The sequence below is a fragment of the Roseivirga seohaensis genome (genome assembly GCF_001592945.1).
Lineage (GTDB): Bacteria > Bacteroidota > Bacteroidia > Cytophagales > Cyclobacteriaceae > Roseivirga > Roseivirga seohaensis.
The window spans coordinates 189,574-213,520 of sequence record NZ_LRPB01000048.1 but is presented as its reverse complement, the minus strand read 5'-3'; the positions used below and the strand labels follow the sequence as shown (position 1 = coordinate 213,520).

General features: G+C 39.5%; 24 protein-coding genes and 1 pseudogene. 6 read left to right on the top strand and 19 right to left on the bottom strand.

Annotated elements, in window-relative coordinates; genetic code table 11:
• Positions 1 to 5: 5 nt before the first annotated feature.
• The 3 genes from AWW67_RS15490 to AWW67_RS15480 all read left to right on the top strand — a co-directional run bounded on the left by AWW67_RS15490 (position 6) and on the right by AWW67_RS15480 (position 2,480).
• Complete coding sequence (locus AWW67_RS15490) at positions 6 to 704, top strand: DUF4097 family beta strand repeat-containing protein (protein WP_062302846.1); 699 nt, start codon at positions 6 to 8, stop codon at positions 702 to 704.
• A gap of 188 nt (positions 705 to 892) precedes the next feature.
• Positions 893 to 1,171 carry a hypothetical protein gene (locus AWW67_RS15485; protein ID WP_062302844.1) on the top strand — a complete coding sequence of 93 codons (279 nt, stop codon included), beginning with the start codon at positions 893 to 895 and terminating at the stop codon, positions 1,169 to 1,171.
• Positions 1,172 to 1,295: 124 nt separating this feature from the next.
• On the top strand, positions 1,296 to 2,480 hold the full coding sequence (locus tag AWW67_RS15480; RefSeq protein WP_062302838.1) for an aminotransferase class V-fold PLP-dependent enzyme: 1,185 nt from the start codon (positions 1,296 to 1,298) through the stop codon (positions 2,478 to 2,480).
• Between the two features lie 86 nt (positions 2,481 to 2,566).
• Here the strand turns inward: AWW67_RS15480 and AWW67_RS15475 are convergent, their stop codons facing one another.
• The 14 genes and pseudogenes from AWW67_RS15475 to AWW67_RS15410 form a co-directional block, all read right to left on the bottom strand.
• A complete protein-coding gene (locus AWW67_RS15475) occupies positions 2,567 to 3,091 on the bottom strand; it encodes a flavodoxin family protein (RefSeq protein ID WP_062302837.1) in 525 nt (174 codons plus the stop codon).
• Between the two features lie 64 nt (positions 3,092 to 3,155).
• Complete coding sequence (gene chrA / locus AWW67_RS15470) at positions 3,156 to 4,265, bottom strand: chromate efflux transporter (protein WP_062302834.1); 1,110 nt, start codon at positions 4,263 to 4,265, stop codon at positions 3,156 to 3,158.
• A 220-nt stretch (positions 4,266 to 4,485) separates the two neighbouring features.
• Positions 4,486 to 5,307, bottom strand: coding sequence for an AraC family transcriptional regulator (locus AWW67_RS15465; protein WP_062302832.1), 822 nt, complete (start codon positions 5,305 to 5,307; stop codon positions 4,486 to 4,488).
• Between the two features lie 95 nt (positions 5,308 to 5,402).
• Positions 5,403 to 5,561 (bottom strand): annotated as a pseudogene (locus AWW67_RS18830) (DUF2256 domain-containing protein).
• Positions 5,558 to 6,658, bottom strand: a complete 1,101-nt coding sequence (locus AWW67_RS15460) for an FAD-binding domain-containing protein (RefSeq protein WP_062302831.1) — start codon at positions 6,656 to 6,658, stop codon at positions 5,558 to 5,560. Before AWW67_RS15460 ends, AWW67_RS18830 begins: the two are co-directional and overlap by 4 nt.
• Positions 6,655 to 6,933 carry a TIGR03643 family protein gene (locus tag AWW67_RS15455; protein WP_260311485.1) on the bottom strand — a complete coding sequence of 93 codons (279 nt, stop codon included), beginning with the start codon at positions 6,931 to 6,933 and terminating at the stop codon, positions 6,655 to 6,657. Before AWW67_RS15455 ends, AWW67_RS15460 begins: the two co-directional genes overlap by 4 nt.
• Positions 6,934 to 7,032: 99 nt before the next feature.
• On the bottom strand, positions 7,033 to 7,410 hold the full coding sequence (locus tag AWW67_RS15450; protein ID WP_062302827.1) for a DUF3703 domain-containing protein: 378 nt from the start codon (positions 7,408 to 7,410) through the stop codon (positions 7,033 to 7,035).
• A 12-nt stretch (positions 7,411 to 7,422) separates the two neighbouring features.
• Positions 7,423 to 7,965 (bottom strand): hypothetical protein, encoded by a 543-nt coding sequence (locus AWW67_RS15445; RefSeq protein WP_141655478.1) that lies wholly within the window; start codon positions 7,963 to 7,965, stop codon positions 7,423 to 7,425.
• A 436-nt stretch (positions 7,966 to 8,401) separates the two neighbouring features.
• The gene (gene speB, locus AWW67_RS15435; protein ID WP_062302822.1) at positions 8,402 to 9,220 is read right to left on the bottom strand and encodes an agmatinase; all 819 of its coding nucleotides are present in this window, start codon (positions 9,218 to 9,220) and stop codon (positions 8,402 to 8,404) included.
• 222 nt (positions 9,221 to 9,442) lie between these two features.
• Entirely contained in the window at positions 9,443 to 11,110 is a 1,668-nt protein-coding gene (locus tag AWW67_RS15430) for a glutamine--tRNA ligase/YqeY domain fusion protein (RefSeq protein ID WP_062302821.1), read from the bottom strand.
• 852 nt (positions 11,111 to 11,962) lie between these two features.
• Complete coding sequence (locus AWW67_RS15425; RefSeq protein ID WP_062302820.1) at positions 11,963 to 12,601, bottom strand: carbonic anhydrase; 639 nt, start codon at positions 12,599 to 12,601, stop codon at positions 11,963 to 11,965.
• Positions 12,602 to 12,670: 69 nt separating this feature from the next.
• Positions 12,671 to 13,423 carry a LytR/AlgR family response regulator transcription factor gene (locus AWW67_RS15420; RefSeq protein ID WP_062302818.1) on the bottom strand — a complete coding sequence of 251 codons (753 nt, stop codon included), beginning with the start codon at positions 13,421 to 13,423 and terminating at the stop codon, positions 12,671 to 12,673.
• Positions 13,420 to 14,454, bottom strand: a complete 1,035-nt coding sequence (locus AWW67_RS15415; protein ID WP_062302817.1) for a sensor histidine kinase — start codon at positions 14,452 to 14,454, stop codon at positions 13,420 to 13,422. The genes AWW67_RS15420 and AWW67_RS15415 overlap by 4 nt, the downstream gene beginning before the upstream one ends.
• Before the next feature lie 61 nt (positions 14,455 to 14,515).
• Positions 14,516 to 14,917: a hypothetical protein gene (locus tag AWW67_RS15410; protein ID WP_053223286.1), complete on the bottom strand. Its 402-nt coding sequence runs from the start codon at positions 14,915 to 14,917 to the stop codon at positions 14,516 to 14,518.
• Between the two features lie 192 nt (positions 14,918 to 15,109).
• Between AWW67_RS15410 and AWW67_RS15405 the strand changes: the two genes are divergently transcribed.
• A complete protein-coding gene (locus tag AWW67_RS15405) occupies positions 15,110 to 15,631 on the top strand; it encodes a DUF6155 family protein (RefSeq protein ID WP_062302815.1) in 522 nt (173 codons plus the stop codon).
• Here AWW67_RS15405 and AWW67_RS15400 read toward each other — a convergent pair.
• From AWW67_RS15400 to AWW67_RS15380, 5 genes are all read right to left on the bottom strand, one after another.
• Positions 15,628 to 17,229: an amidohydrolase gene (locus AWW67_RS15400; protein WP_062302814.1), complete on the bottom strand. Its 1,602-nt coding sequence runs from the start codon at positions 17,227 to 17,229 to the stop codon at positions 15,628 to 15,630. The two genes, AWW67_RS15405 and AWW67_RS15400, sit on opposite strands and share 4 nt — an antisense overlap.
• Positions 17,230 to 17,311: 82 nt before the next feature.
• Complete coding sequence (locus AWW67_RS15395) at positions 17,312 to 19,171, bottom strand: DUF4139 domain-containing protein (protein WP_176700061.1); 1,860 nt, start codon at positions 19,169 to 19,171, stop codon at positions 17,312 to 17,314.
• A 210-nt stretch (positions 19,172 to 19,381) separates the two neighbouring features.
• Positions 19,382 to 20,398 carry a hypothetical protein gene (locus AWW67_RS15390; RefSeq protein ID WP_062302812.1) on the bottom strand — a complete coding sequence of 339 codons (1,017 nt, stop codon included), beginning with the start codon at positions 20,396 to 20,398 and terminating at the stop codon, positions 19,382 to 19,384.
• 72 nt (positions 20,399 to 20,470) lie between these two features.
• Entirely contained in the window at positions 20,471 to 20,938 is a 468-nt protein-coding gene (locus tag AWW67_RS15385) for a RidA family protein (protein ID WP_071387155.1), read from the bottom strand.
• A 14-nt stretch (positions 20,939 to 20,952) separates the two neighbouring features.
• Positions 20,953 to 21,771, bottom strand: coding sequence for an alpha/beta fold hydrolase (locus tag AWW67_RS15380; RefSeq protein ID WP_062302810.1), 819 nt, complete (start codon positions 21,769 to 21,771; stop codon positions 20,953 to 20,955).
• A 208-nt stretch (positions 21,772 to 21,979) separates the two neighbouring features.
• Here AWW67_RS15380 and AWW67_RS15375 point away from each other — a divergent pair, with 208 nt between their 5' ends.
• Positions 21,980 to 22,606 (top strand): TetR/AcrR family transcriptional regulator, encoded by a 627-nt coding sequence (locus tag AWW67_RS15375; protein ID WP_141655477.1) that lies wholly within the window; start codon positions 21,980 to 21,982, stop codon positions 22,604 to 22,606.
• Positions 22,590 to 23,945, top strand: a complete 1,356-nt coding sequence (locus AWW67_RS15370) for a TolC family protein (protein ID WP_062302807.1) — start codon at positions 22,590 to 22,592, stop codon at positions 23,943 to 23,945. Before AWW67_RS15375 ends, AWW67_RS15370 begins: the two co-directional genes overlap by 17 nt.
• Positions 23,946 to 23,947: the final 2 nt, after the last annotated feature.

Sequence of the window (23,947 nt, the reverse complement as noted above, 5' to 3'; positions counted from 1 at the left end):
AAAACGTGAAAGTGCTCTTTACATTAATTACTTGTCTTTTCGCGCAGCTAGCCTTTGCCCAAGCCGAAACTATCGAAAAAAGCTATGCCTACACTGGTCAAAAGCTGGATATTGATTTGAACTTCGGAACCGAAGTAATCCTGAAGTCTTGGGATAAGAATGAGATCTCGGTGAAAATTACCTATGAAATCAACGAGGGCAAGGACAACGAGGTCATGGACTGGAAAGTGGATGATAGCAATGGAAAGCTGACTGTTGAAATTGAACTAGACAGCAAGAAGCTAGAAAAACTGGGCGACTGCTGCTGTAATAGTAAGAATGGAAATTACTGGTCGGGGCGTGGTTCCAAAGGCAATAGAGTTTGTGTTGACATTAAGGTGGAGGTGATGATGCCTGGCAAGTCGGATGTTAAAATCAAAACTATTGTGGCTGATGTAGCTGTAGAAGGCTTTTCAGGTAACCTCGATTTAGAAACAGTTACAGGCCAAATCAATTTGCTTTGGGCAAAGGGTGCTGGTGCCGAAGTGAATATTGAAACGGTGAATGGCGGTATTTATACCAATATGGATTTGGACATGGAAAAGGAGAAAGGACTTCCGAAAATCAGTAGTCATAAAGTAAAGGCGACATACAAAAGCGGTGGCAAAGCACTAAATCTAAAAACGGTGACGAGTGATATTTACCTAAAAGCCTCTGACCTGTAAGAAAGAAGGACTTGGAAAGCAGTCCTTATGTTATCGACTGTTAATGAATTCTCCTTTTGCGGTTAATTTCAGTTAAAAAAACCAAGGGCATGCAACATTTTTGCTCTGAAACGCATCTATATAGCAAAGGAAAAAGCAGCAGTCAGTAACTTTTCTGAAAAAGAGAAGTGTAGAAAAATAAAAACCAGATGTTCTCTCAATCCACTTTATACTTCGGCACCATGGATGGTCACCACAAAATCAGCATCAGCGGAGTAGTTTTTTATGTAGAAAATGAATGTAAGAATCTACTTCTTAATCATCTCAAATTCATGCATAGAAATAATACACTCCAATCAGAAAATCAGTTTGAATCGGGCGAAGAACGAGTAGCCGAAATTTTACTGGAGGAACTTAAAGGAGGAAAAGACGTGGTGACCTGCAAGGAACTGGAAGCTGTAATTAACCGCACAAGAAATTTAAGATAGCCTGATTTAGTTATGGTTTGAGGTGATTATTAAACAGGTGTTTTCTATCCAAGCCCCGGCATTTGTCGGGGTTTTTTTATTGCTTTGGCGCTGAGTTTTGCGCCTAAATTTCATAATTTCAAACATGCTTACAGAAAAGGATATTCAGCGATTTCGAAAGGAAACTCCGGGAACAGATAAGGTAATTCACTTCAACAATGCAGGAAGTTCGCTACCGCCTCAGGCAGTGTGTTATGCCGTGATCGATTATTTGGAAGAAGAAATGACTTATGGGGGTTATGAAACCCATGAAAAATATGCGGAGCAGATTTCAGGAGCTTATACTTCTATAGCCAAACTGATCAACGCTTCGACAGAAGAAATTGCTTTGGTGGAAAATGCCACGGCCGCTTGGCATGCTGCCTTTCAAGCCATTGATTGGAAAGATGGTGATGTGATTATTGCTACCCAAGCCGACTACGCATCGAACTACCTTTCGTATTTGCATCTTCAAAGAAAAGTGGCCGTAGAAATCAAAGTCATTCCTAATAAGTATTCTGGGGAACTGGATTTGGAGGCGTTGGAAAACATGATGGATGCTTCGGTAAAGCTGGTTTCTATTACGCATATGCCTACCAATGGCGGACTGACCGTAGATGCCGAAGGAGTAGGAGAGATCACCAGAAAACATGGAGTTCTATACTTACTAGACGCCTGTCAATCAGCAGGGCAATATCCGCTCGATGTAGAAAAAATTGGTTGCGATATGCTTTCGGCCACAGGCAGAAAATACATGCGAGGCCCAAGAGGTACTGGCTTTCTCTATGTTCGAAAGTCGGTTTTACCAAAATTAACGCCTGCTGTTATTGATCTTCATTCCGCAGAATGGACAGGAAAAGAATCATACACCATTCGAGAAGACGCTAAAAAGTTTGAAAATTGGGAAGGAAACCGAGCCAATACGCTAGGGCTCAAAGCCGCAGCTGATTATATTCTAGAGGTTGGAATCAATAATATTTGGGAACGTGTGCAGCATTTGTCTTCGGTGTTAAGAAAGCAAATTAGTCAAGTAAAGGGCATCACTGTTCACGATATTGGTGAAGTAAAGAGCGGAATTGTATCGTTTACCGTGGAGGGGAAATCAGCGGCAGAGGTGAAGACCTATTTACATCGCCAAGGCATTAATATTTCATGGATGGGAATTCCTAACAGTTATCTCGATATGACGACTCGAAAGTTGAAAGAAATTGCTCGTGCCTCTGTGCATTACTATAATACCGAAGAAGAAATTGAGGTATTTACTGCTACACTAAAGGAAATAGTAGGTTAAAGAACCCTCCAAAAGTTGGTTTCAATATACCTTCAGGAATTAATGAGCTCAGATGAACTATGAGTATTAACTTTTGGAGGGTTTCGCTAATGAGAGGGTTTCTCTGCTGTGTTAATCAACGCAATAAACTTTTCTAGTTTGTCCGTTTCTGCTTCAAGATTTGTGCTGTCATTGATTACAGCATGAACGTTTCCAAGATAATTCATGCCTAAGTATTTGGCGGTTTCAGAAAAGGGTAGCCAGAATTGGTCACCCAAATGATTGCCGATGGAGCAACTTAAGGCAGCTATATTTTTGCCTCTCAGCTTTCTGCCCAAGTTCTTTTCAATCTCTAGTAAGTCGGTAATGCGATCGAAGAACACTTTCATGATGCCGCTCATGCTGTACCAATACACTGGTGTAGCAAAAATTAACGTATCGTAGTTGTCGATGATGTTTCGCATCATAGGAAGGAAATCATCCCCAGCGTTTTTATGCGCATAGTCATAATAGCTAAAATCATACTCATTCAGGTCGATCAAGTCCCAGTCAGACTTTTCTTTGAGCAGTTTCACCACTTTGGAGGTGTCACCGTCATTTCTAGAACTGCCAAGAATGATAATGCTTCTCATAGCTGCATAAGTTTGTGAAACGAGAAGCTAAAGCTACTTCATATCCTTTTTAGAAAGAAGATTTCTAAACCAAAGTCAACAAATAACCGAGAAGCGATCCGCCAACCACGATAAATGCACTGTTCAGTTTTTTGAAAACGAATACGGTAATTAAACTGGCCACGGCAATCACGATGGTTTCCCAGTTCACAATGGTGTCTTTGCCCATTTCTATACAAACCGCGACAATCACCGCTACTGCAGCAATGTTCACTGCATCCAGGAAAGCAGCAATCACTTTCGATTTGCGCATTTTCGGAACTAGCGGGTTCAATATAGCTACAAAGATGAAAGAGGGCATGAATATGCCTATAGTAGCCGCTATAGCACCCCAAAAGCCTCCCAATTGCCAACCAATAAAGGTGGCGGTAGAAAGCACAGGCCCTGGTGTGAATTGACCTACCGCTACCGCATCAATCAACTGTTGTCTGGTGAGTAGGCCAGTATTTACGAGTTCTGCATCTAAGAAAGCGAACAACACATAACCACCTCCATAAAGCAATGCGCCCACTTTAAAGAAAGTCCAGAAAATTTTCATAGAGCCTAAAGTGGCGGTGACTTGCACTAGAGCGATAGGAGAGAAACTGTTCAATGTGCTTTTTGAATTTCGGATAAGGTGAATGATTAAGCCTAAAGCACCACAAGCAAATAGCGCAATGATTTCGTTCATGCCCAGTAAACTAGCGGCCAAAGTAAGCGCCCCCAGAATTCCGATTTCTACATTTTTGAGTGCCTTTTTTCCAAGGCGATAAACGGCCGAAATAATGATGGCAATTACCGCTGGCTTAATACCGTAAATGAAGGGTTCTACGGAAGGAAGTTGGCCATATTGCTGGTAGAGCCAAGCAAAGAGCATGGTAATGGCAACGGCAGGAAATACGAAACAAGCACCAGCCACAATCAAACCTTTCCAGCCTGCGCGTTCATGTCCGCAGTGCATGGTCATTTCTGTGGAATTGGGACCAGGAATAAGGTTAGTAGCACCCACCAAATCCAGAAAATGCTGAGGTGTCATCCATTTACGCTTTTTCACCACTTCATCTTCCATCATCGCGATGTGGGCTGCAGGGCCTCCAAAGGCAATACTGCCCAGTTTGAAAAACAGCTTGGCGACTTCTTTTAATTCCTTGCTCATTGCTCTATTTAATTTAAACTAAAAAATTATCTCTGCTGCAAAAATATACAAGGCATGATTAATAAAATGGTCTATTTGAAAAGGCTGTGGTCTTTTCAACCTGAGTCAACCAACTCTCCAAAAGTTGCTGACCGATAATGATCAAGGGTTAATGAGCTCTTCTGAATTATAAACAAGAACTTTTGGAGAGTTTTAGCAGGTAGGTCAACCTAACTCAATCCTAAAGCAATTCCTTACGGAAAGCATTGGGTGTTAATTCAGTATGTCTTTTAAAGTATTTGGTGAAGTGTGAATTGTCTTTGAAATCGAGCTTGTGCGAAATTTCATTTACGGTAAGGTCCGTGTAGAGCAATAGGCGTTTAGCTTCACTAATAATGTGTTCCGAAATAATCTCTGTGGCCGATTGATGGGCTTCTTTCCTACAAATGGCATTCAGGTTTTGGGGCGTGGTGTGCAGGAGTTTAGCATAGTGTGCTACCTTATTCGTTAACTGATTTTCTTGGTTGAGCAACTCTTTAAAATGCTGAAAATCGCTTGCTTTATTGCTTTCACTGGCTTTTTCTGCTTTCGCAGAAAGTAGCAGTTTACCCAAAATGGCTTTGAGTAATCCGTCCACTACTGGTTTTTGGCTGTAGCCGTTTTCTTGGTATTCCTGATTTAGAATTTCGAAGAGCGGTTCCAACGATTGAGGATTGGGGTAAAGGCAAGGATAAGCGCTCAACTTGGCCAGAAGTTGTTTGATTTCCTTGTCCAAGCAGTTATCGATGTACTGTTTTTTGATAATCAGCACATAGCCTGAGGGTTCCGTTTCGATATTCCAAAAGTGAATTTGCTTTTTGTGCACCGTAAAAACAATGGGCGGAACAATGTCGAATTTTTGCGTGTCTGTGGTGTGCGTGCCTGAACCTTGCGTGAGAAAGATAATCTCGAAATAGCTGTTGTGTTTGTGTGGGGTGGTTTTACGGATATTCTTCCTGAAAGGGGAAATCTTAATGCTGTCGATGGGCGCAGTCTTGTCTTTTATTTCGAGTTTTGTGGTCATACTACCGTCACCAGTTCGCACCAAAAATATGGTTTTAAAAGTAGTATTGGCTATTTAGTATAATGATATTTTTAATGGCAGCAGGCATAGGTTACTTAAGTCTCTGTCGTCATTTCAGAAATGTTAGCCTTGTTTCTTCGGCAGCGTTCGCTGCAGTAAGTCACTGACTCCCAGTTTTTAGTCCATTTTTTTCACCAAGAAAAAGTGAGTTGGCAAACAGGACATGTTTTTTGTGGAAGAAATTCCTTTTTCATTTTGGAATATGATCAATTTGTTTCTTAGCCTTTTTCCAAAAGTTGAAGAAGGAAGGAAAGTAGCCCTTTAATTCAAACATCCAATCTCGTGGCTCTTCAGTACCTGTGTAACTTAGGTTTGTAGGGTGTTCTTTATAAATAATTTTTGTTGGATCAACCACCTCTTTTAGGGAGTCAAAACTACCAACATGGATTTGAATTTCTGGGATATTGGAAGTGAGATTTATTGCAAAGTTTAGGCACTTTTGATTTATGGGGTACGCTTCGAAAAAGGCTGGTTCAATTAAGAAAACTCGGTTCACACCTTCATCCTTATGCCAGTTGGGGTCAATATTATAGTAATTGTAAATGAGGGTTTTCTTGCTGTTGTCAATAATCAAATTTCTTGTTTGAGGAAGTTGAAGGTGGTGGTCAAAACCTGCTAATTCCGATAAAGCATATGGAATGTCTAATTCTGGCAATAACTCATAATCATGGTCAAGAAAGGTGTTTTTTTGATTGGTGAAAAAGTAACGATTAATGTTTTCTTGATTCGCGTAATATTTTTTATTCGCATTTGCCCCAGCCACCCATTGCCAGCTTAGTGCGTTAGACGCCCAATCACCATCGAGTAAATACCCGTACATCCATTGGGCGGGGGCTAACCAGTGGCATTGTGCTAAGTTACAAACCATGCTTGCTACATACATGCGCATGTGATTATGCATATAGCCCGTTTTTTTTAGCGTTTCAATGGCTTCATCAACTGCTTCGATACCAGTATTGCCATCAATAATAGATTTTGGAATCAGGTGATTATTCACCTTGGATTGTGGCTGTTTTAGGTCTTTATTGATTAAATCACCTTTGGCAATCCATACTTGCTGCCAGTAATCACGCCAGGCCAGTTCTTGAACAAATTTTTCTTTTTCCCACCATTTTAAATCTTGATTTAAGGCATGTGCAAATAGCTGTTTGGTAGATATTACTCCCCTAGAAATATAGGGGCTTAAATAGCTAACAGCCCCGTTTTTATAGTTTCGTGTTTTACCGTAAGCCTCAATTGATAGATTATGAATTCTGGCTTCAATTTCAGGTAATGAAGTTGGGAAATTCATCTTTTTGAAATCTTATTATTGGAAATGCTGCGCTGTCTGGTGCACTTAAATCGCATTATTTCGGCATTTCTTTTTTTCAAGTGCTTAATGCTTGTGCCGGTATTCACTCGTTTTCGCCAAAGCTTAAAAGAAGACAGTTTAAGCGTGTTTCTCATGAGTTTAATCACTTCTGTTTCACGCATTCCAAACTGAAAATCAATGGCCTCAAAAGGGGTTCTGTCTTCCCAAGCCATTTCAATTATACGGTCTTTATCTTCTGTACTGAGATTATTCAAGCTTAAAGTGTTTGATGCTTTAAAATTTGACAATCAAAAAATGAACTTGAATGTTTTGAGCTGATTAATTTTTTTTTGGCAATCGTTGCTTTCAACCCATTAGGCTTGGTAAACGCCAGTTTTAATAAAAATATCCTGAATGTCTTTTTCTATGGGGAAGGGTTTCATGGGTGGTACGTTAGCGCCACCGGGATTACCCACAGGCACTTTCCCCACAAACGACTTTACGCCTCCCACCAGCAAACGTGGAATTTGCCCCATCACTTCTTTTCCGCTTTTAATCCGAAATCCAAACTGAAGCATTTTCCAATGCACGAAAGTATGCGCAAAAGGATAGCGCTGCCCAATAATATGCGCCCTTTCCAAATGCGCCCAAGCTTTGGTTAAATCACCAGTCTTGTATGCCATAGCATAGGCCTGCAATTCCGCTTTAAAATAGGGGGTAAGGGTTTTTGGGAGGGTGGTGTTGAGGGGCATTTGGTCAGTTGTCTATGAAAGATGATGAAGACTTATTATTATTTGATTCCCTTTTTTCCACTTAATCCAACCTGAACAGTTGATTGAATTATCAGTTGGGTAGTTAGAGTCCGTCCAGATTATCCTCATCCATTCACCTTTAACTTCTTTTGGGTAAAGAAACAGATTCTTGGCTGGTGATTTACTCACTGGAACTCCATTTATTTTGTCAAGAACTGGGTTTTCTGAGATATTGAAACCAATTGTGAATACATCTAATACATACTCTTCCCAAGTTTGAAGCTTTAGTTTTGGGGATATTAACATACGTTTTGTTAATCCTGTTTTTTCATTGACTACTACTCTAAAATACTCTGAATTTCTCTCTTTGCACCTTATTTTATACAGGAAGTAGTCTGGATGAAGAGCAATGATCATTAAATCCTCTATTGGTTTCGATTCATCAAAGAGGTTGACGGCCTTCCATACGGACCCGTCATCATTAAGAAACTCTATAGTATGATCTGAATTGTCAAAATCATCTGATATAGTGACTACTCCAATACTATTAGTCATGTTTTGTCCATGTAGGGAGGCTGACAGAAGGATGAGCAGTAGAAGTAGTTTGAATGTCATTATAAACCTTACGCTAGAGATTTGTAAAAATAGCCGATTAATTTATTCTTTTTATGATCCCAAATATAGACCAGTCTAGAGTCAAAAACCTCTTTGAAATCGTATTCTATCAGAGTGTATTCAGTGTTCTGATACTCTACTAGGCTGATTCTTTTAAGTTCAAGTGTGTCATGCTTTTTTAACTTATTTCGATGGTGAGCTTCACACTTCAATAAAATCTCTTTGGGGAAAAGCATAACATCGATCTTTGGAGAATCATAAGAATAATTTTCTTTTAGGTTTTTGACTAGTGCCCCATTTCTGTATAGGGTATTATGACAACTGCTGAGCATGAAAACTAGCAGAATCAATCCTAGAATATTTTTAGTATACCTTTTCATTTTAAAAGCTTCGCTATCAACTCCTTCACCACTTTAGCGGCTACCATGGCGGTAACGCCATTGAGGTCTCTGTCGGGGTTGTATTCTACTACATCGCAGCCTACGATATTGAGGTTGAGGTTTTGAATCATGGTCAGTACTTCGCGGGTAGAAAAACCTCCCGGTTCGTGATGCGATACCCCGGGGGCAAAAGCAGGGTCTAGCACATCCATATCAAAAGAAAGGTAAACGGGGCCTTCAATCTCAAATTTCATATCCGCTTTCCAATCCTTCATTTGGATCATATGCACATTGAATTTTTCGGCTTGGGCCTTTTGGTGGGCGTTTAAAGTTCGAATGCCCACTTGGGTCAAGTGTTGGGCATAATTGCCCTCCATAATTCTAGCAAAAGGACAAGCATGAGAATATCGGTTGCCGTCCAGTTCGTCATATAAATCGGCATGAGCATCGAAATGAAGAATGCTGAGCTTGGGATGCTTCTTCGCTATAGCTTTCACCACAGGAAAAGTGACAGAATGATCGCCACCCAAAGAAAAGGGGAGGGCGCCTTTCGCGAGCACTTCGTCAATGCGCTGCTCAATGTCTGTGTATTGGCTGAGCTCAGCATTTCCGCACGAAGCCAGTTTTGGGTGCTCGTTAAGGTCGGTCAGGTTTTCAGTAAAGTAATTGGCCGAATCGGATTCTAAGGCCTGAATGATTAGCTCAGGCGCTTTGGCCGGGCCTTGCAAAAAGGATGAGTTTTGATCAAAAGGCAAACCGATCAAAGCAATTTGGCCTGGTTTTAACTGATTTACTGGAGTTCTTGAAATGGACATACACAAAAAAAGCACGATAATCGGAATATCGTGCTTTTGTTATGAATTTTTCGAAATGTTAGATCCTTCCTTCGTCAGGAAAAGAAACGATAAGGATACAGCTTCTGTATTCAAATTTCTGAATCACACTCCGTAATTGAATTTCAAACTATCCAGATAAATAATCCTATTGTTTTAAACCTTGTCTACAGTGCTTGCCGTTTTCGACTAAACACTAAACGACTACTTCGTCCAATTATCCCTTAGCGTAATTGTTCGGTTAAAGACCTTCTTCTCTGGGGTAGAATCTCTGTCTACCACAAAGTAGCCTTGTCTTTCGAACTGGAAAATATCGCCTATTTGTGCATCTTTAATCGAAGGCTCTAGCATGGCGTTCTCCACAACGGTCAGCGAATCAGGATTGATGTGATTCAAGAAATCATCGTCAATGCTGTTCAGGTTTTCGGTACGGAAAAGTCTGTCGTACAAACGTAAAGTAGCTGGTACAGCGTGAGGTACAGAAACCCAACCCAAAGTTCCTTTTACCTTTTTGCCGCTGGTATCGTTGCCGCTACGGGTTTCAGGATCGTAAGTGCAATGAATTTCGGTAATGTTGCCATCCGCATCCTTTTCAAAGCCTGTGCATTTTACAATGTAACCGTATTTCAAACGCACCTCTCTGTCGGGCCCTAAGCCAAAGAATTTTTTAGGCGAAGGTGGTTCCTCCATAAAGTCTTTGCTTTCAATATAGACTTCGCGCGTAAATGGCATTTCGCGGGTTCCAGCCGTGTCGTCTTCAGGGTTATTGATGGCTTGCATCATTTCCGTTTTGTCCGCTGGCCAGTTGGTAATCACCATTTTTAGTGGCTTCTGAATACCAAAAACCCGATTGGCTTTTTTGTTCAAATCTTCGCGGATGCTGTGTTCTAAAAGCGCTACATCGGTAATGCCATCTCTTCGGGCTACACCCACTTTTTTAACGAAGTTTTTGATCGATTCAGGGGTATAACCTCTCCTTCTAAAACCAGAAATGGTGGGCATTCTTGGGTCATCCCAGCCCGTTACATGCTTTTCTTCTACCAATTGTAAAAGCTTGCGCTTGCTTACGATGGTATAGCTTAGGTTCAACCTTGCAAACTCTGTTTGGTTAGAAGGGAAAATCTCCAATTCTTGAATGAACCAATCGTACAAAGGCTTATGGTCTCTGAATTCAAGTGTACAAAGGCTGTAAGTAACATGTTCAATCGAATCGGATTGGCCATGGGCGAAATCGTAATTCGGGTAAATACACCAAGCATCACCTGTATTGTGGTGGGTTACTTTTTTAATTCTATAAATGATAGGGTCGCGCATGTGCATGTTGGGCGAATCCATATCGATTTTAGCGCGAAGCACATGGCTTCCTGCATCGAACTCACCATTTTTCATGCGTTCGAATAAATCAAGGTTTTCTTCTACCGAACGATCGCGGAAAGGGCTTTTTATGCCAGGAATAGTCGGGTTCGTTTTACCCGCTGCAATTTCTTCAGCCGATTGATCGTCTACATAGGCTTTTCCTTTTTTGATCAGCTTTACGGCAAATTCATAAAGCGTATCGAAGTAATTGGAAGTATAGCGCGCCTCGTCCGACCAAGTGTAGCCTAGCCATTTAATATCTTCTTTAATAGAGTTGACGTATTCTTCACTTTCCTTTTCAGGGTTGGTGTCGTCAAAACGAAGGTTACAGCTGCCGTTGTATTTTTCGGCAAGGCCAAAATTCAATACAATCGACTTGGCGTGACCAATGTGGAGGTAACCATTAGGCTCAGGAGGAAAACGCGTCTGGACGAATGAGTTTTTTCCTGATTTTAGATCATTCTCAATCATTTGCTCAATAAAGTTGAGCGACTCTTTTGGGTCCTTTTCACTCATTTTTCCTGTATTCAAAAGTTTAAAGTGCAAGTTTAGTAAAAAGCATTCAGAAGGGATTGAAAAATCCGCTTATCCTTTCTTAAAAAACCCTCCAAAAGTTCTTATTCATTGTTCAGATGAATTCAATAATTCCTGATACAACAGATACCTCAACTTTTGGAGGGTTCTCTTATTTAGCTTGAGTTTCTGACTTACAGTTACTTAGCTTGAAAATCGTGGATAACTCAGTGTATAACCCCGTGGATAGAGAGGTGGGAAAGTTGTTGAAAACTAATGAGTTACAAAGTTTGAGCGTAAAGTTAAGGAGAGTATCTTAGTTATATCAAGTGAGGGATAAAAGTCAGAAACTAGTTTTCAGTCTCTCTTCGGGGGAAGCCCGGAAAAAATGTACGCGAAAGGGTTATTCTTGAAAAAGATGATCTGAAACAGTCAGCTTAACTGATGGAAAATGCGAGAGCATACACCAAAGTCCAATTCAGAAGCGAGCGCATTTGGGTGTGTGAGCAGAAATTGGAAAAGATACAGGGTTCACCCTTATCTTTTCGGCTTGGTTCTTTCTTAGACTGAACCTTATAAAAAGACTGCAAAGCTGCGTTAAACCGTCTTAGCACTAGGTGCTGGCAACGGACGAAGCTGAAGAAGACAGCGTTTTTTGTTTATAGCTTGGGCCAATAAATGAAGAACAAAGGCTTGAACAGTAACTTGATGTTGTGAAAAAGCCACGGCCTTTTCATGGCAAGTGGGGGCGAATCTTCGTCCCCCGCTTTTGTTTTTGGGGGTATTTGTAAAAATACAGATCAAGACCGCTGCCAGGCGGTCTTTTTCGTTTGGACTAAGCTAAATCTATTGGAGTTATTCTTGGTTGTATCCGTAAATTGAATTCACCGCCTCGGCTGAGTTGAAAGAGCATCCTAGGTCTGTAATGTTTCCATCTTTCAAACTGTAAACCCAACTGTGGATAAAGGGAAATTCACCTTTTTGCCATTCTTCCTGTACAAAGGATATTTTGGCCAAGTTTTTTGCCTGCTCTATCACATTCAATTCCACAAAGCGGTCAAACCTTTTTGTTTCATCTTGAATACCGTTCAGTTCTTTGCTGTGGTTTTTATAAATGTCTTTTAAATTGAGTAACCAATTGTCTAAAAAGCCAAAACTCTCATTCGACATGGCGGCTTTTACCCCTCCACAGCCATAATGGCCGCAAACAATGATATGTTTCACCTTCAATACTTTGACAGCATAATACACTACACTTAGTAAATTGAGATCGGTATTAACGACTACGTTGGCAATATTTCTACCTACGAAAATAGAACCTGGAGTAGTGTTGGTGATTTCAGTGGCGGGCACTCTACTATCGGAACAGCCAATCCATAGGAATTCTGGCTTTTGCTGATGCGATAGCTTTGAAAAGAAATCGGGATCGACTTTGGTGATGTTCTGGATGAACTGTTTATTTCCTTCGAGTAATGCTTTGTACTGGTCAGCCATGCTTTAAAGGTATAGTATTTTGAAATTGGAATACGTAAATCAACTGAACAAAAATAGAGTACAGAAGACTTACATTCCAGCCCAAATTTTGAAATTTAATACCCGTTCACGGCTTACTATTACTTCTTCTTTAAAAGCTGGGCTCAGAGTGAGTAATAGCCGGCTATTGAAATAGCTGTGAATTTCCTTGATGCTAGAGATTTTGATAATGAATTGGCGGTTGATTCTGAAGAAGAGTTTAGGGTCTAATTCGTCTTTCAGTTGGTCTAAAGTGTAATCAATCGGCAAGGCGCTTTCTTCAGTTTGAAGGTAGGTGAGGCCATCGGAATAGAAGAAATATCTAATATCGTTGGTGGTAATGCTTTTGAACTGCGGGCCAATTTTAACTAGAAACCTTTCACGGAAGCCAGATGAAAACTGAGCCTTTAAGCTGTCGATGTTTTCTTTGTATTGAAGGGTTTCGGTAGCCTTAATATTCTCAAGTTTCTTAAATGAATTTTTTAGCTCCGTAGCATCAATCGGCTTCAGTAAATAATCAATGCTGTTGTGTTTGAAAGCATCGAGCGCATATTGTTCATAAGCGGTAGTGAAAATGATTTTAGGGTAGTCGTTCAGCGCATTCAGAATATCGAAACCGGTACCATCATTCAGTTGAATGTCCAGGAAAATGAGGTCGGGTTTAGGGTTTTCTTTAAACCAAATCAATGATTCACTGACAGATTCTAGCTTGGCTAAAATCTGAGCGTTCGGAACGATTTCGGTAATCATTTTAGCCAAACGCTTGGCCGAAAGTTCTTCGTCTTCAATAATAACCAGTTTCATGATTCGGCTTTCAGTTGAGATACTAATGGAAGCTTGACCGTAAAGCTATTTGCGTTTTCTTGAATATCAATGCTTTTATTGAGCAGTAATTCGTAACGTTTATTAATGTTTTCTAAACCTAAATGCGTGGTTTTTTCTAAGTTAGGTCGTTTGTTCAAGTTGTTGCTTACCACTAAAAAGTCAGTGCCTTCCGTATAGATGTTAATGGTGAGTGGGTTTTCTTTCGAAAAGTAATTATGCTTTAAAGCGTTTTCTACCAACATTTGAAGCGATAAAATTGGTATTTGAGCAGCTCCCGCATCCAAATTGTAATTCACATTAATGCTTTGGCCATGCCTTGTTTTCAAAACGAAAACATAGTGTTCTAAATATTCAAGTTCGGTACTCAGTAACACCAATTGGGAGGTGTTTTCCATTAAATACCGGTATATTTTAGAAAGTCGAGAAACAAAGTCTACCGCTAATTTTGGGTCTTCTTCAATAACTGCGGTCAACACGCTAAAGCTGTTGAATAAGAAATGAGGTTCAATTTGGTCTTTTAGACTTTCGTATTTAGAAAGCGCAAGCTCTTTTTGTAGGATGTCTTTTTCATGTTCCGAACGTTTAGTGTACTCTACATAAATCATAAAAGATTTTGCGGAAATGATTAACCATGAAAGCACCAAGCTTTGCGCGATGGTAGTGGCCAATGATATTTCGGCAGTACAAGTAGTACAAGGAAAAGCAGGAATAAGGACTTCGGTATGAAAGGCTGCAGCACCAATTACAAAAGGAGCAGTGATAAGGCAGTTTCCCCAATAGAACATACCAAGAGTGCGGTACGAAGTAAGGCTGTTTTTATAATGCTTAATCAGGTATTTACCAGTGTAGCCAATAATCTCGAAAACAATGAGTACCGTAATTACTGTGCTACCCATGGATACAAAGGTGGATGTACCCCATTCGGAAAGTTTATAAGAGGTGATTTTGAAGAACATAAAGACCAAAAGCCCTATTGCTATTCTTAATCCATATACCTTTCCTTTAGACATGGCTCAATATAAGAAAAGCCCTTAAGTGTAAACAAAAGGGCTTCATTGAATTCTGAATTTTTTAGTCGTTTTGAACGACTTTAATTTTAATGGTAGAACCTGTTACAGCACTTCTTCCTTTGCCAGGTACTTTTAAAATACATAAATAATCACCTACTGGAGTCGATGCGTCTACTTTTACTTTCATGTCGTAAGTCAAAGGGTCTTCTACTTCAGTTTGTTGTTCGAAGGTAAAGTGGATGCCTTCTTTAGCAGAAGCTTTTGGTGCTTCAACAACGAGATTGTATTTCTTTGCTTTTACCACCCACATTTGTAGGTCGATTTCTTCACCTTGAGCTACGGTTACTGTGTAATCTTTTAAACGGATTTCGTTTCCAGATCTTGGTTTTTCAAGGTTTTGAGCGTTTAGGTTTCCTAAGCCTGCAAAAAGGAGTATGGCGAATAATGATAATGTTCTTTTCATGATTAGGGGCGTTTTTATGCATATTTAATCATTCGTATAAATATTGAAATATGGCTTTTGGTGGGTTGTCGAAGAATTGGGCTGAGTTGTTGAAGGAAATAGTTGAGCTGTAGCTTCGCGAAACAGATTGGCGACCAATGCTTTTTGAATAATTGATACCTTAGCAAAATCTAAAAACCAACAGGAGGATAAATGAGTAAGCGTGCGCTTGTTAAGTATTTACAGTCATTAAAAAAAGATGAGCTTGAAACACAGGTGCTGGAGCTTTATGATAAATTTCTGCCTGTTCGCAGCTACTATAACTTTGTGTTCAACCCCAAAGAAGATAAATTAATAGATGAAGCAAAACAGAAGGTGCTCAAAGAGTATTTTCCTCAAACCAAACGAAAGCCCAAAGCACGAAGGTCGGTAGCGCAAAAAGCGATAAAGCACTTTATAACCTTAGAATTAGACCCTTCACTTTTAGCGGATTTCATGCTCTTTAATATCGAAACCGCCATGCGTTTTAATGCCAGAAAGGAAGTAAAACAGGAAGCTTTTTTTAAGAGTATTTACAACTCGTATGAGGAAGCTTCTGAATTTATCTTAAGGAATGGGTTGAAAGGCATTTATTGGGAGCGGCTGAATAAAATATTGGAAGAAGCCGAAGTGCAGAATTGGTTCAACGCTTCGGCTTTTGAAATCAAATTGGGTGAACTGGCTGATTTGCCTTAATTCCCCTTCTTAATCGTAGGATAAGTAACACCCAATTGCTCTAAGTAACTTCCGTATTTTGTTTCGTCATAGTAGAATTTCTCCAATTGCGGACGGAATTCATCCATGATTTTCTTGTTTAGGTAAATAGGAGGGGCATCGCTGGCCGAAATCATGGGTTTGTACTGCGTTTCCTTGCTTTGCACATTGTTAAAATAATCCCATGCTTGAGTCACCAATTCTGGCTTTAAAAGAAAATCCATAATGGTCATGGCTTCGGCTTTGGCCCCGGCAGTAGCGCCTTTGTGAGCAATTGGAGTGGCCATAGCAATGGCATTGCTCCAATGGTGACCTTGCAAACCTGGAATGTTTGAAGGAAAACGCAAAGTTACAGTAGGAACTTTCCATGATACATCCCCAATGTCGTCTGAACCACCGCTTACTGGGCTTCTTACAGGCATACCTAAGCTAGAAAGGTTTACGCTCAATCCTCTTGGTTCAGAACCCACTTCTGCTTGAGTTGCCTTAGCCAAAGCCTGGTCTTCTTCACTCCAGGTGGGTAAACCCACTTGCTTGATGTTTTCATACATGGTTTCGGCTATGGTTTTGTTAAAATGACGCGGCCATGCGGTGCCCAATATTCTTGAGCTCATTTGCGTGTCTGTCATCAAAGCCGCACCCTTGGCAATATTGTTGGCATCGGCATACATCTCCATTATGCCTTCATAGGTTACATCGCGGAAATAATACCAAATCGAAGCTTTTGAAGGTACTACATTGGGTTGATCGCCACCATCGGTAATTATGGAGTGAGAGCGTTTTAAAGTAGTGAGGTGTTCGCGTTTGTAATTCCAGCCTACGCTCATTAGCTCAACTGCGTCCAAGGCACTTCTTCCTCGCCAAGGCGAACCTGCAGAATGAGCAGCTTCACCATCAAAAGTATATTCAACGGAGATAAGTCCTGTACCCGAGGCTTGTCCCCATGACACGGAAAGGTTGCTGCTTACGTGGGTGAAGATTGAAATGTCTACATCGTCAAACAGGCCATCGCGGGTGTACCAAGCTTTAGCGGCTACCAATTCTTCGGCAATTCCTGGCCATAAAATGAGTGTGCCTTCAATGCCCTCGCGCTCCATAATCTGCTTTACGGCAAGAGCGGCCGTGATATTCAATGGAATTCCAGCATTATGGCCTTCGCCATGACCTGGTGCGCCTTCTACCATGGGCTTGTGATAAGCAACTCCCGGATATTGTGATGCTTTTGGAATGTTATCGACATCGCTTCCCAAAGCAATCGTAGGGCCATCACCTTGTTTCCAAGTGGCAAACCATGCGGTAGGAATTCCCGAAACTCCTTCCTCGACCTCGAAGCCGTTGGCCTTTAAAATGCCTGTAAGGTATTTAGAAGATTCATACTCTTGAAAACCGAGCTCAGCAAAGCTGAAAATCTTATCGATCATTATCTGTGTTTGCTTGTGGTTGTCTTCTACAATTTGAGCAACTTCAGTTTTGAGTTTGGCAATCTGTTTTTCGGAGTATTTCTTTTGTGCAAAGGCGAAACTGCTCGTAAAAAATAGCGCAATACACAGGAGTAATTTACTAGTTAATGGTCTTTTCATGGTTGATTATTTTGGAAGCTGTTGATTTTCAGTTCTTCCAAAATAATCAATTTCATGAAGAGTTAAAGTTGGTTTTATGTGATTAGTTAATTTCTAAATCCATTTCCTTTGGATATTCAACAGAGTACTTTAAAGTCAATTCTCGCTTTTCTCCTGGTTTTAGTTGTGTTTTCCAGATCAGTAAACCTGTTTCTTTGTTTATTTCAGCACCTGAAATTTCGATAACATTAACTTTTATATTGTCTTTAGTGGTGATTGGAATCTGATCATAAATCGAAATACTCACTTCGCTTGACTTGGTATTCATTACCGTAATTCGGAAATGTCTTTCTTCTCTTTTCTTATTGCTGAAAAACTTGTTTTCTTCAAAATCTTTAAGTCTTTCTCTGTTGATGACAATGCCTTCATCTTTTCCAAGTGAGACATTCAAAGTATCAGAGCCCACATTAGTATCGATGATTGATTTGCCAACAAAGCGATTTTCAAAATAAAGATTTGATTCCCCATCTAGTAATTTCAAATCTGTCCAGTCCTTGATCATGGCCACCAAATAGGCCGTCTCTTTCACTTTTGGGCTTGTGGAATACATGAATTGAGCTTCTACTTCTTTAGTAAGCATGTCTACCACTTCTGGTTTTCCTGTAGATGGAATATTGTAGGGTATTTCAATATCATATACAAAGTTAGTTTGGTAGTTAATGTAACTAATAGGAATAGACCGTGGTTTTTCTTCCTCTTTAATAGTCCCAACTCCTCTAATGCGAATACCTGCTGCTTGTCCAGAAAGCCGGTCAGAATAAGAATTAACACCTTTTACTACTACTTCACCCATTTCGGTAACATCGGCCTTCATTTGAACATTGATGTTTTCTTGAGTAACTGGTTTTTCTTGAGTAACAAAACCCAGAAACCTAAAGGTTAGTATAGGGGTGTTTCCATTGGGGATTTGAATACTATAGAAACCATTATTATCAGTAGTAACGCCAAGGGTAGTTCCTTTCACAAATATAGAAGCACTTGGTAAAGGTAAGCCTTCTGAATCAAGTACATACCCATGAACTTGCTTGATTCCCTTACTTCCATTGAAGTAGGTGTTTGTACCACCTAAATGATATGGTGTTAGTTCTGGTGCTGTTCCACTGGATTCCAAATCTCCAGATGCAATTCTTAATTTTACATCCTTCCAGTCTATTCCAGTGTTCTGATAAACACGTGCTTTATAGGTGATAGACAGCGGCTGAGAGCTGTCTTTGGCTCTAACATCATAAGCAGGAAACCACCCTGCTTCGCTTACTGCATAGCTAATTTCAATGGGTATCGTTTGGTTTTTATCGGAGCTGATGGTAAGGAAAATATTGGAGGAGGGCTTTTTTTGTTGAGCAGAATACGAATCAAGTTGTAAGCCTATCTGCATTAGCTTCTCGTTAAGCTTTCCTTTTTTTAGGTTAAGGTTGAATTCTTCTTTTGAAAGGGTTTTGAATCTTTCTGTAAAATAGGTTACAGCATTTTTAAAATCCTGATTTTGAATACCCTGATCGCCAATGATCTTTTGGTTCTGGTTTAACAAGGTCATTTCTTTTTGTAGAATGCTGATTTCAAGCTCAATGTATTTTATGGAATCTGAAACAGCGTCAGATTGATTTAGCAATTGATTTACCAAGTCTGGTTTATTCTCTTGTACTAAATAATCAAGTTCATGTCGAACGGATAGGATGGTAAAGCCTTCACCAGAGATTTGAATTGTTTTGGGGTCTAAGTTGAATGAAAGGTTAGAAATCTTGAATTCATTCTTACCGTTTTTAAGTGACAGTTTTGCGGTTCTTCTCACCTCTGCTCCCTTGGTGTAAACTTCTACAGACTTGATTTTTGATTCGATGGTGGATTGTCCATGACTGAATTGAACAGCCATGAACATTACTAAAAGTAATGCTGAGAGTTTCATAATATTAGCGTTTAGTTTAAGGTATTTGAACTTCATTGACTCAATGATGCTCAGCTTTGAGGGATTCCATAAAGGGATACTCAAAAAAATAATGTGGACGGCCGTCCGTATCTCTTTAACAATATAGCTAGAGACAAACCCTTATGTGTGCAATGTGCCAACTCAAAAAAAAAGAGCAACTATTGAGATAGAGACATATTAATTTAAAAGCTATTCCACCCTTAACGCCAACTCCAAAGTCTTTAAATTGGGCTTTTCTAATTCGGCTTTAAGCATTTCGACTTCTTCCGTAAAAAGTCCAATACCATTTCCATTAATAAAATAATAACCATCTTCTATATAGGCACGGTTTCCCGTATTTTGTTCTGTGATAATCGCGATTTCATCCAAACGCTCACCGAATTCGCGGAGCAAATCAGCGAAACGATCATCAATGGAAGTAAAAGCTTTTCTAAATTCGTAATTGGAAATTATGCCATCATAAACTTCTTTTTCGTTCGATTTGGCATACTCTAAGTATTTAAGAATAAAGTACTTGAATTCATAATAGGCATAGTAAGTGCCAGCAATATTGCTCACGTATTCCAGATAGACTTCGTAGTTTTGATCGGATTTTGATTTATAATAATCAAAAAGATTTAGGGCGGTTTTGGTACCGAAATAATAAGCATTCCACTCATCTGTCAGTCCGTAAATTCCATGGGCCTGGCTACCTAATATTTTATTCCTTGGGGCGATATACGGTCTGAATCTAAAGGTCCTTAAGGCTTTGGGAATTTCATTGCTGATTTCATTACTGCTAAAAACGGGGCTGTGTTTTACCAGAAAGGAAGAGTCTTTGTTAACATAAAAAGCGGAGTAATCATCTTTAAAATTATAATAAATATCGCCTCGTTCTTTTAGTAAAGTATATGGTAATCTTGAAGTTAATCCGTGCATAGACTCATGCACCACCGTATTGAGTCTTTTCAGAATACCTTTTTCAGAATGATCAGAAACCCAGGAGGAGGGAGATTGTTCTTTTGTGAGGTTCATCGTTACCCCATTCAGTTCATACTTAGAGGGTAGGCTATATAGTAGCCGAAGCATTTCTGAGCTTTCTGGAGAATACTGATCGAGGTATTCATAAATTTTTCGGTCAGTTACTTCCTTTTTTTGGCCAAGGCAATAAAAATGACTGAAAACAAAGAGAGTGATGGTGAGTATTGAGCGGGTGGAAAAATTCATGTACTGAAAAATTATGAAAAACTAACGAAGTGGTTTTGGATAAGTTATTGAGCGCAACTGATTAATAGTGGATTATTTTCTTTTGAGCGCAATACACTCAATTTCAAGTCGCGCGCCCAATGCTAAACCACTGGTTCCGAAAGCGCTTCTGGCTGGTTTTTTTTCCGCAGTAAAGTATTTGATGTATTCTTGGTTAAATTCTCCCCATTCGTCAATGTCGGCCATCATTACAGTTACCTTGATTACATCATTAAGTGAAGAACCATTGGCTTCTAAAATGGCCTTTATGTTTTCTATGGCTTGTTTTGCCTCTGCTTGTAAACCTCCCGGAGCTAAATCCAAAGTGCCTGGAAGGTTGCCAATTTGCCCTGATAAATAAATGATGTCGTCTACAATTACTGCGTCAGAAAAAGGTAGGCCTAAGGTTTTCATCGACTCTGACTGATAATACTCAAGACTTTTTGCTGCCGTGGTGGTTTCTGAAGGAGTACTGCAACTGGCTAAAAATAGGCTTAGAAGTAGGAAGGTGTAGTTTTTCATAATGGGTTGATGTGTTAAAGCTGATTTTTCGTTTCAAGGTATTTAGCCACCGAAGTCAATAGATTACTATGTCCACTTTCTAACATTACCAATTCACTATCGGGCAAAAGTTTATGTAATGGTTCAATGGTTTTCGAATCAATCACCTTGTCGTGTTTGCCAATGTAGAAAGTAGTAGGAGTTCGATGTGCGTTAATTTGCGCTGCCAATAATTTCAAGTTAGGTAAAAAGTGCCTTAGATTAACCCAAGAGTAATACACCTGAGATCGTTTAAACTCGGTATCCATTTGGCTTTCCGCAAACCTCAAGCTGTAATTGTTCATAATTCTTAAAGTGCGCAATGATTTTACTATAGCTTTGAAGAACCATGGGTTTTTAATTTGAGTTTTAAACAGTTTTCTGAAAAGGAAGGGGTAAGTAGAAAAGCGATAAGAGAAATGAGTGGTGATGCCATCGGGAGCAATTAAGTGGAGGTGTTTGATTTTGTCTGGATAAAGCTCAGCCGTAATCATGGCATATTTTCCACCCATAGAGTAGCCTATTGCTTCAAACCTGTCTATTTTCTCAATCATTAAAAACTTTTCCATAAACTCCAACCAGTCTTTCGGTAGAAGTGTCTGTTCATTCTTAGAAAATTGGCTAGTGCCATGATAAGGTAAATCAAAACTATAAATGTTGTGTGTCTCTTTTAGGCTTTCCCAAACGATCTTATACGAAGAATGATCTAAACCGAATCCATGGAAGCAGAGCATTACATTTTTACCACCGCTCCAAATGGTATAATTTAAAGAGTGATGATTAATTGTAATATTTCTATGTGTTTCAGGTAACATCAATTAGAGCTAGGTGTCTTTTGTAAAATGGTAGAATCATAATTGTAACACAAGAACTTCGGTAGAATAATCTTTGGTTTGGGTTTTCGTAAGTACTTGCATTTTTTGCGGAATTTTAAAAAATGTTAAACAAAACCTTAAAAATAAACGTCTGAATGCCGAAGGAAACTTTGGAAAACCTTTAAGTTTCCGTAGTTTTGCAATCGAAATGGATGTTAGAGAGAATATTTTAGAGAAGGCAACAGAGCTGTATACCCAGTTTGGTATCAGGGCTGTGACAATGGACGACATCGCCAAGGAGTTGGGTATTTCTAAGAAAACGATTTACCAATACTACAAGGATAAAAGTGACTTAGTGAATACTATCACCAAATATCACCTTGAAACAGAGACACAGCGGTTCTGTGGTTTAACCGAAGAAGGGAAGAATGGAGTACACGAGCTTGTGTTGCTTTCTGCTTGCCTTCGCGATTCTATTAGAGATACAAAAATGAATCTCCTTTATGAACTCCAGAAATTCTACCCTAAAGCCTGGAAGATGTATGAAGAGTTCAAGGGCAATGTGATGAAGGAGTCTATTATGAGTGTTATTGAACGAGGGAAAAAGGAAGGTCTTTTTAGACCAAATATAGATGCTGAGCTTATAGCCATTATGCGTATGGAACAGGTTCAGACATTCCTTCTCGGAAACCTTGTTCCTCGGGATAAATACACTTTAGAAGAAATACAAATGCAATTATTCGATCATTTTATGCATGGTCTTTTTACTATAGAAGGTCACCAACTTTTTAATCAATACACAACAAACTCAAAAAACAATGAAGAGCAGAATTAATAAATACATGCTTATGCTCGCGCTTTTACTGCCTGCTATTGCAGTAAAAGCTCAAACTGAATTTTCTCTGAACAAGGCATTGGAGTATGCTTTGATCAACAATGAGAATGTGAAGAATGCGCAACTTTCTACACTTGATGCAGAAGCTCAGGTGTTTGAAACACGTGCCGATGGGTTACCTCAGGTTAACGCTGGTTTCAACTACACCAACAACCTGTTTATCGCCAAAAGCCCAATCCCAACATCGTTTATTTCTGGCAATCCAAATGATGAAGGTGTAACCTTAGTAGGTTTTGGTGCTCAACATATTGGCAACCTGAATGTTGGTTTAGAGCAAATGATCTGGGACGGATCCTTCTTTATTGGATTACAAGCTGCGAAAGTGCTTAGAGAAAAAGTGATAATAGATAAAGCCAAGGCCGAAGTAGATGTTATCGAACAGGTAACTAAAGCATACTATTTGGTTTTAGTAAACCAAACCCGTGTTGATTTGATCAATGCTAATTTGGAGACCTTAAACACTACTTTAGATGAAACCAGAACCTTATATGAAAATGGTTTTGCCGAAAGAATCGATGTAAGCAGGCTTCAGGTACAAACCAACAATCTTTTAGCCGAAAGAAGTGGAGTGGAACAAGCTGTTAAAACCAGTAAAGATTTACTCAAGCTAAGTATGGGTATGCCAGTAGAGGAGGAAATTACGCTTTCCGATCAGTTAGAAACGCTGGACTTCAAATACGATCAGTCTGAATTAGAGGGTTTTAGTATTGGTAACAGGTTAGAAGTGCAACAGCTCAATTACCTAAAAGAATTGGCTGGTTTGCAAATCAAGAATACTACTTCTCAGTATATACCTAAAGTTACATTCAATGCAGGTTGGGGTAGAAATACTGGTTCGAACGATTTTAGCGATTTAACCAACGGAAAAAAATGGTTCTCAAATTCTCAAATTGGTCTGAATGTTAGTATTCCAATCTTTGATGGTTTAAGAAAAAAATACACCATTCAGCGTAATAAAATCGAGCTAGAAACACTGAACAATCAATACGGTTTATTGACCAATAGCTTGACTCAAGAGTTTGAAAATGCCAAGAGAAATCTAGAGGTAAGCCTTGAGCAATTAGAGGTTCAAGAATCGAATATGGAATTGGCGCAAGAAGTAAGCAGTATTACAAAAGAGAAGTACAAAGAAGGAGTTGGGTCTAATTTAGAAGTTACCAATGCCGAAAAGGACTATAAAGAAGCAGAAACCAACTATTTGAATGCCTTATACAATGCCATTATTGCAAAAGTGGACTTGGATAAAGCACTCGGTAAACTAAGAAACAATGACAACTAATA

Excerpts from the sequence above, each read along its gene's own strand:
- AWW67_RS15410 (WP_053223286.1), bottom strand. The coding sequence starts at position 14,917 with ATGAAAAGAACATTATCATTATTCGCCATACTCCTTTTTGCAGGCTTA.
- AWW67_RS15465 (WP_062302832.1), bottom strand. The coding sequence starts at position 5,307 with ATGACCACAAAACTCGAAATAAAAGACAAGACTGCGCCCATCGACAGC.
- AWW67_RS15375 (WP_141655477.1), top strand. The coding sequence starts at position 21,980 with ATGGATGTTAGAGAGAATATTTTAGAGAAGGCAACAGAGCTGTATACC.
- AWW67_RS15385 (WP_071387155.1), bottom strand. The coding sequence starts at position 20,938 with ATGAAAAACTACACCTTCCTACTTCTAAGCCTATTTTTAGCCAGTTGC.
- AWW67_RS15460 (WP_062302831.1), bottom strand. The coding sequence starts at position 6,658 with ATGAATTTCCCAACTTCATTACCTGAAATTGAAGCCAGAATTCATAAT.
- AWW67_RS15380 (WP_062302810.1), bottom strand. The coding sequence starts at position 21,771 with ATGTTACCTGAAACACATAGAAATATTACAATTAATCATCACTCTTTA.
- AWW67_RS15405 (WP_062302815.1), top strand. The coding sequence starts at position 15,110 with ATGAGTAAGCGTGCGCTTGTTAAGTATTTACAGTCATTAAAAAAAGAT.
- AWW67_RS15390 (WP_062302812.1), bottom strand. The coding sequence starts at position 20,398 with ATGAATTTTTCCACCCGCTCAATACTCACCATCACTCTCTTTGTTTTC.
- chrA (WP_062302834.1), bottom strand. The coding sequence starts at position 4,265 with ATGAGCAAGGAATTAAAAGAAGTCGCCAAGCTGTTTTTCAAACTGGGC.
- AWW67_RS15450 (WP_062302827.1), bottom strand. The coding sequence starts at position 7,410 with ATGCCCCTCAACACCACCCTCCCAAAAACCCTTACCCCCTATTTTAAA.
- AWW67_RS15430 (WP_062302821.1), bottom strand. The coding sequence starts at position 11,110 with ATGAGTGAAAAGGACCCAAAAGAGTCGCTCAACTTTATTGAGCAAATG.
- AWW67_RS15480 (WP_062302838.1), top strand. The coding sequence starts at position 1,296 with ATGCTTACAGAAAAGGATATTCAGCGATTTCGAAAGGAAACTCCGGGA.
- speB (WP_062302822.1), bottom strand. The coding sequence starts at position 9,220 with ATGTCCATTTCAAGAACTCCAGTAAATCAGTTAAAACCAGGCCAAATT.
- AWW67_RS15415 (WP_062302817.1), bottom strand. The coding sequence starts at position 14,454 with ATGTCTAAAGGAAAGGTATATGGATTAAGAATAGCAATAGGGCTTTTG.
- AWW67_RS15395 (WP_176700061.1), bottom strand. The coding sequence starts at position 19,171 with ATGAAACTCTCAGCATTACTTTTAGTAATGTTCATGGCTGTTCAATTC.
- AWW67_RS15400 (WP_062302814.1), bottom strand. The coding sequence starts at position 17,229 with ATGAAAAGACCATTAACTAGTAAATTACTCCTGTGTATTGCGCTATTT.
- AWW67_RS15420 (WP_062302818.1), bottom strand. The coding sequence starts at position 13,423 with ATGAAACTGGTTATTATTGAAGACGAAGAACTTTCGGCCAAGCGTTTG.
- AWW67_RS15485 (WP_062302844.1), top strand. The coding sequence starts at position 893 with ATGTTCTCTCAATCCACTTTATACTTCGGCACCATGGATGGTCACCAC.
- AWW67_RS15370 (WP_062302807.1), top strand. The coding sequence starts at position 22,590 with ATGAAGAGCAGAATTAATAAATACATGCTTATGCTCGCGCTTTTACTG.
- AWW67_RS15425 (WP_062302820.1), bottom strand. The coding sequence starts at position 12,601 with ATGGCTGACCAGTACAAAGCATTACTCGAAGGAAATAAACAGTTCATC.
- AWW67_RS15445 (WP_141655478.1), bottom strand. The coding sequence starts at position 7,965 with ATGACTAATAGTATTGGAGTAGTCACTATATCAGATGATTTTGACAAT.
- AWW67_RS15475 (WP_062302837.1), bottom strand. The coding sequence starts at position 3,091 with ATGAGAAGCATTATCATTCTTGGCAGTTCTAGAAATGACGGTGACACC.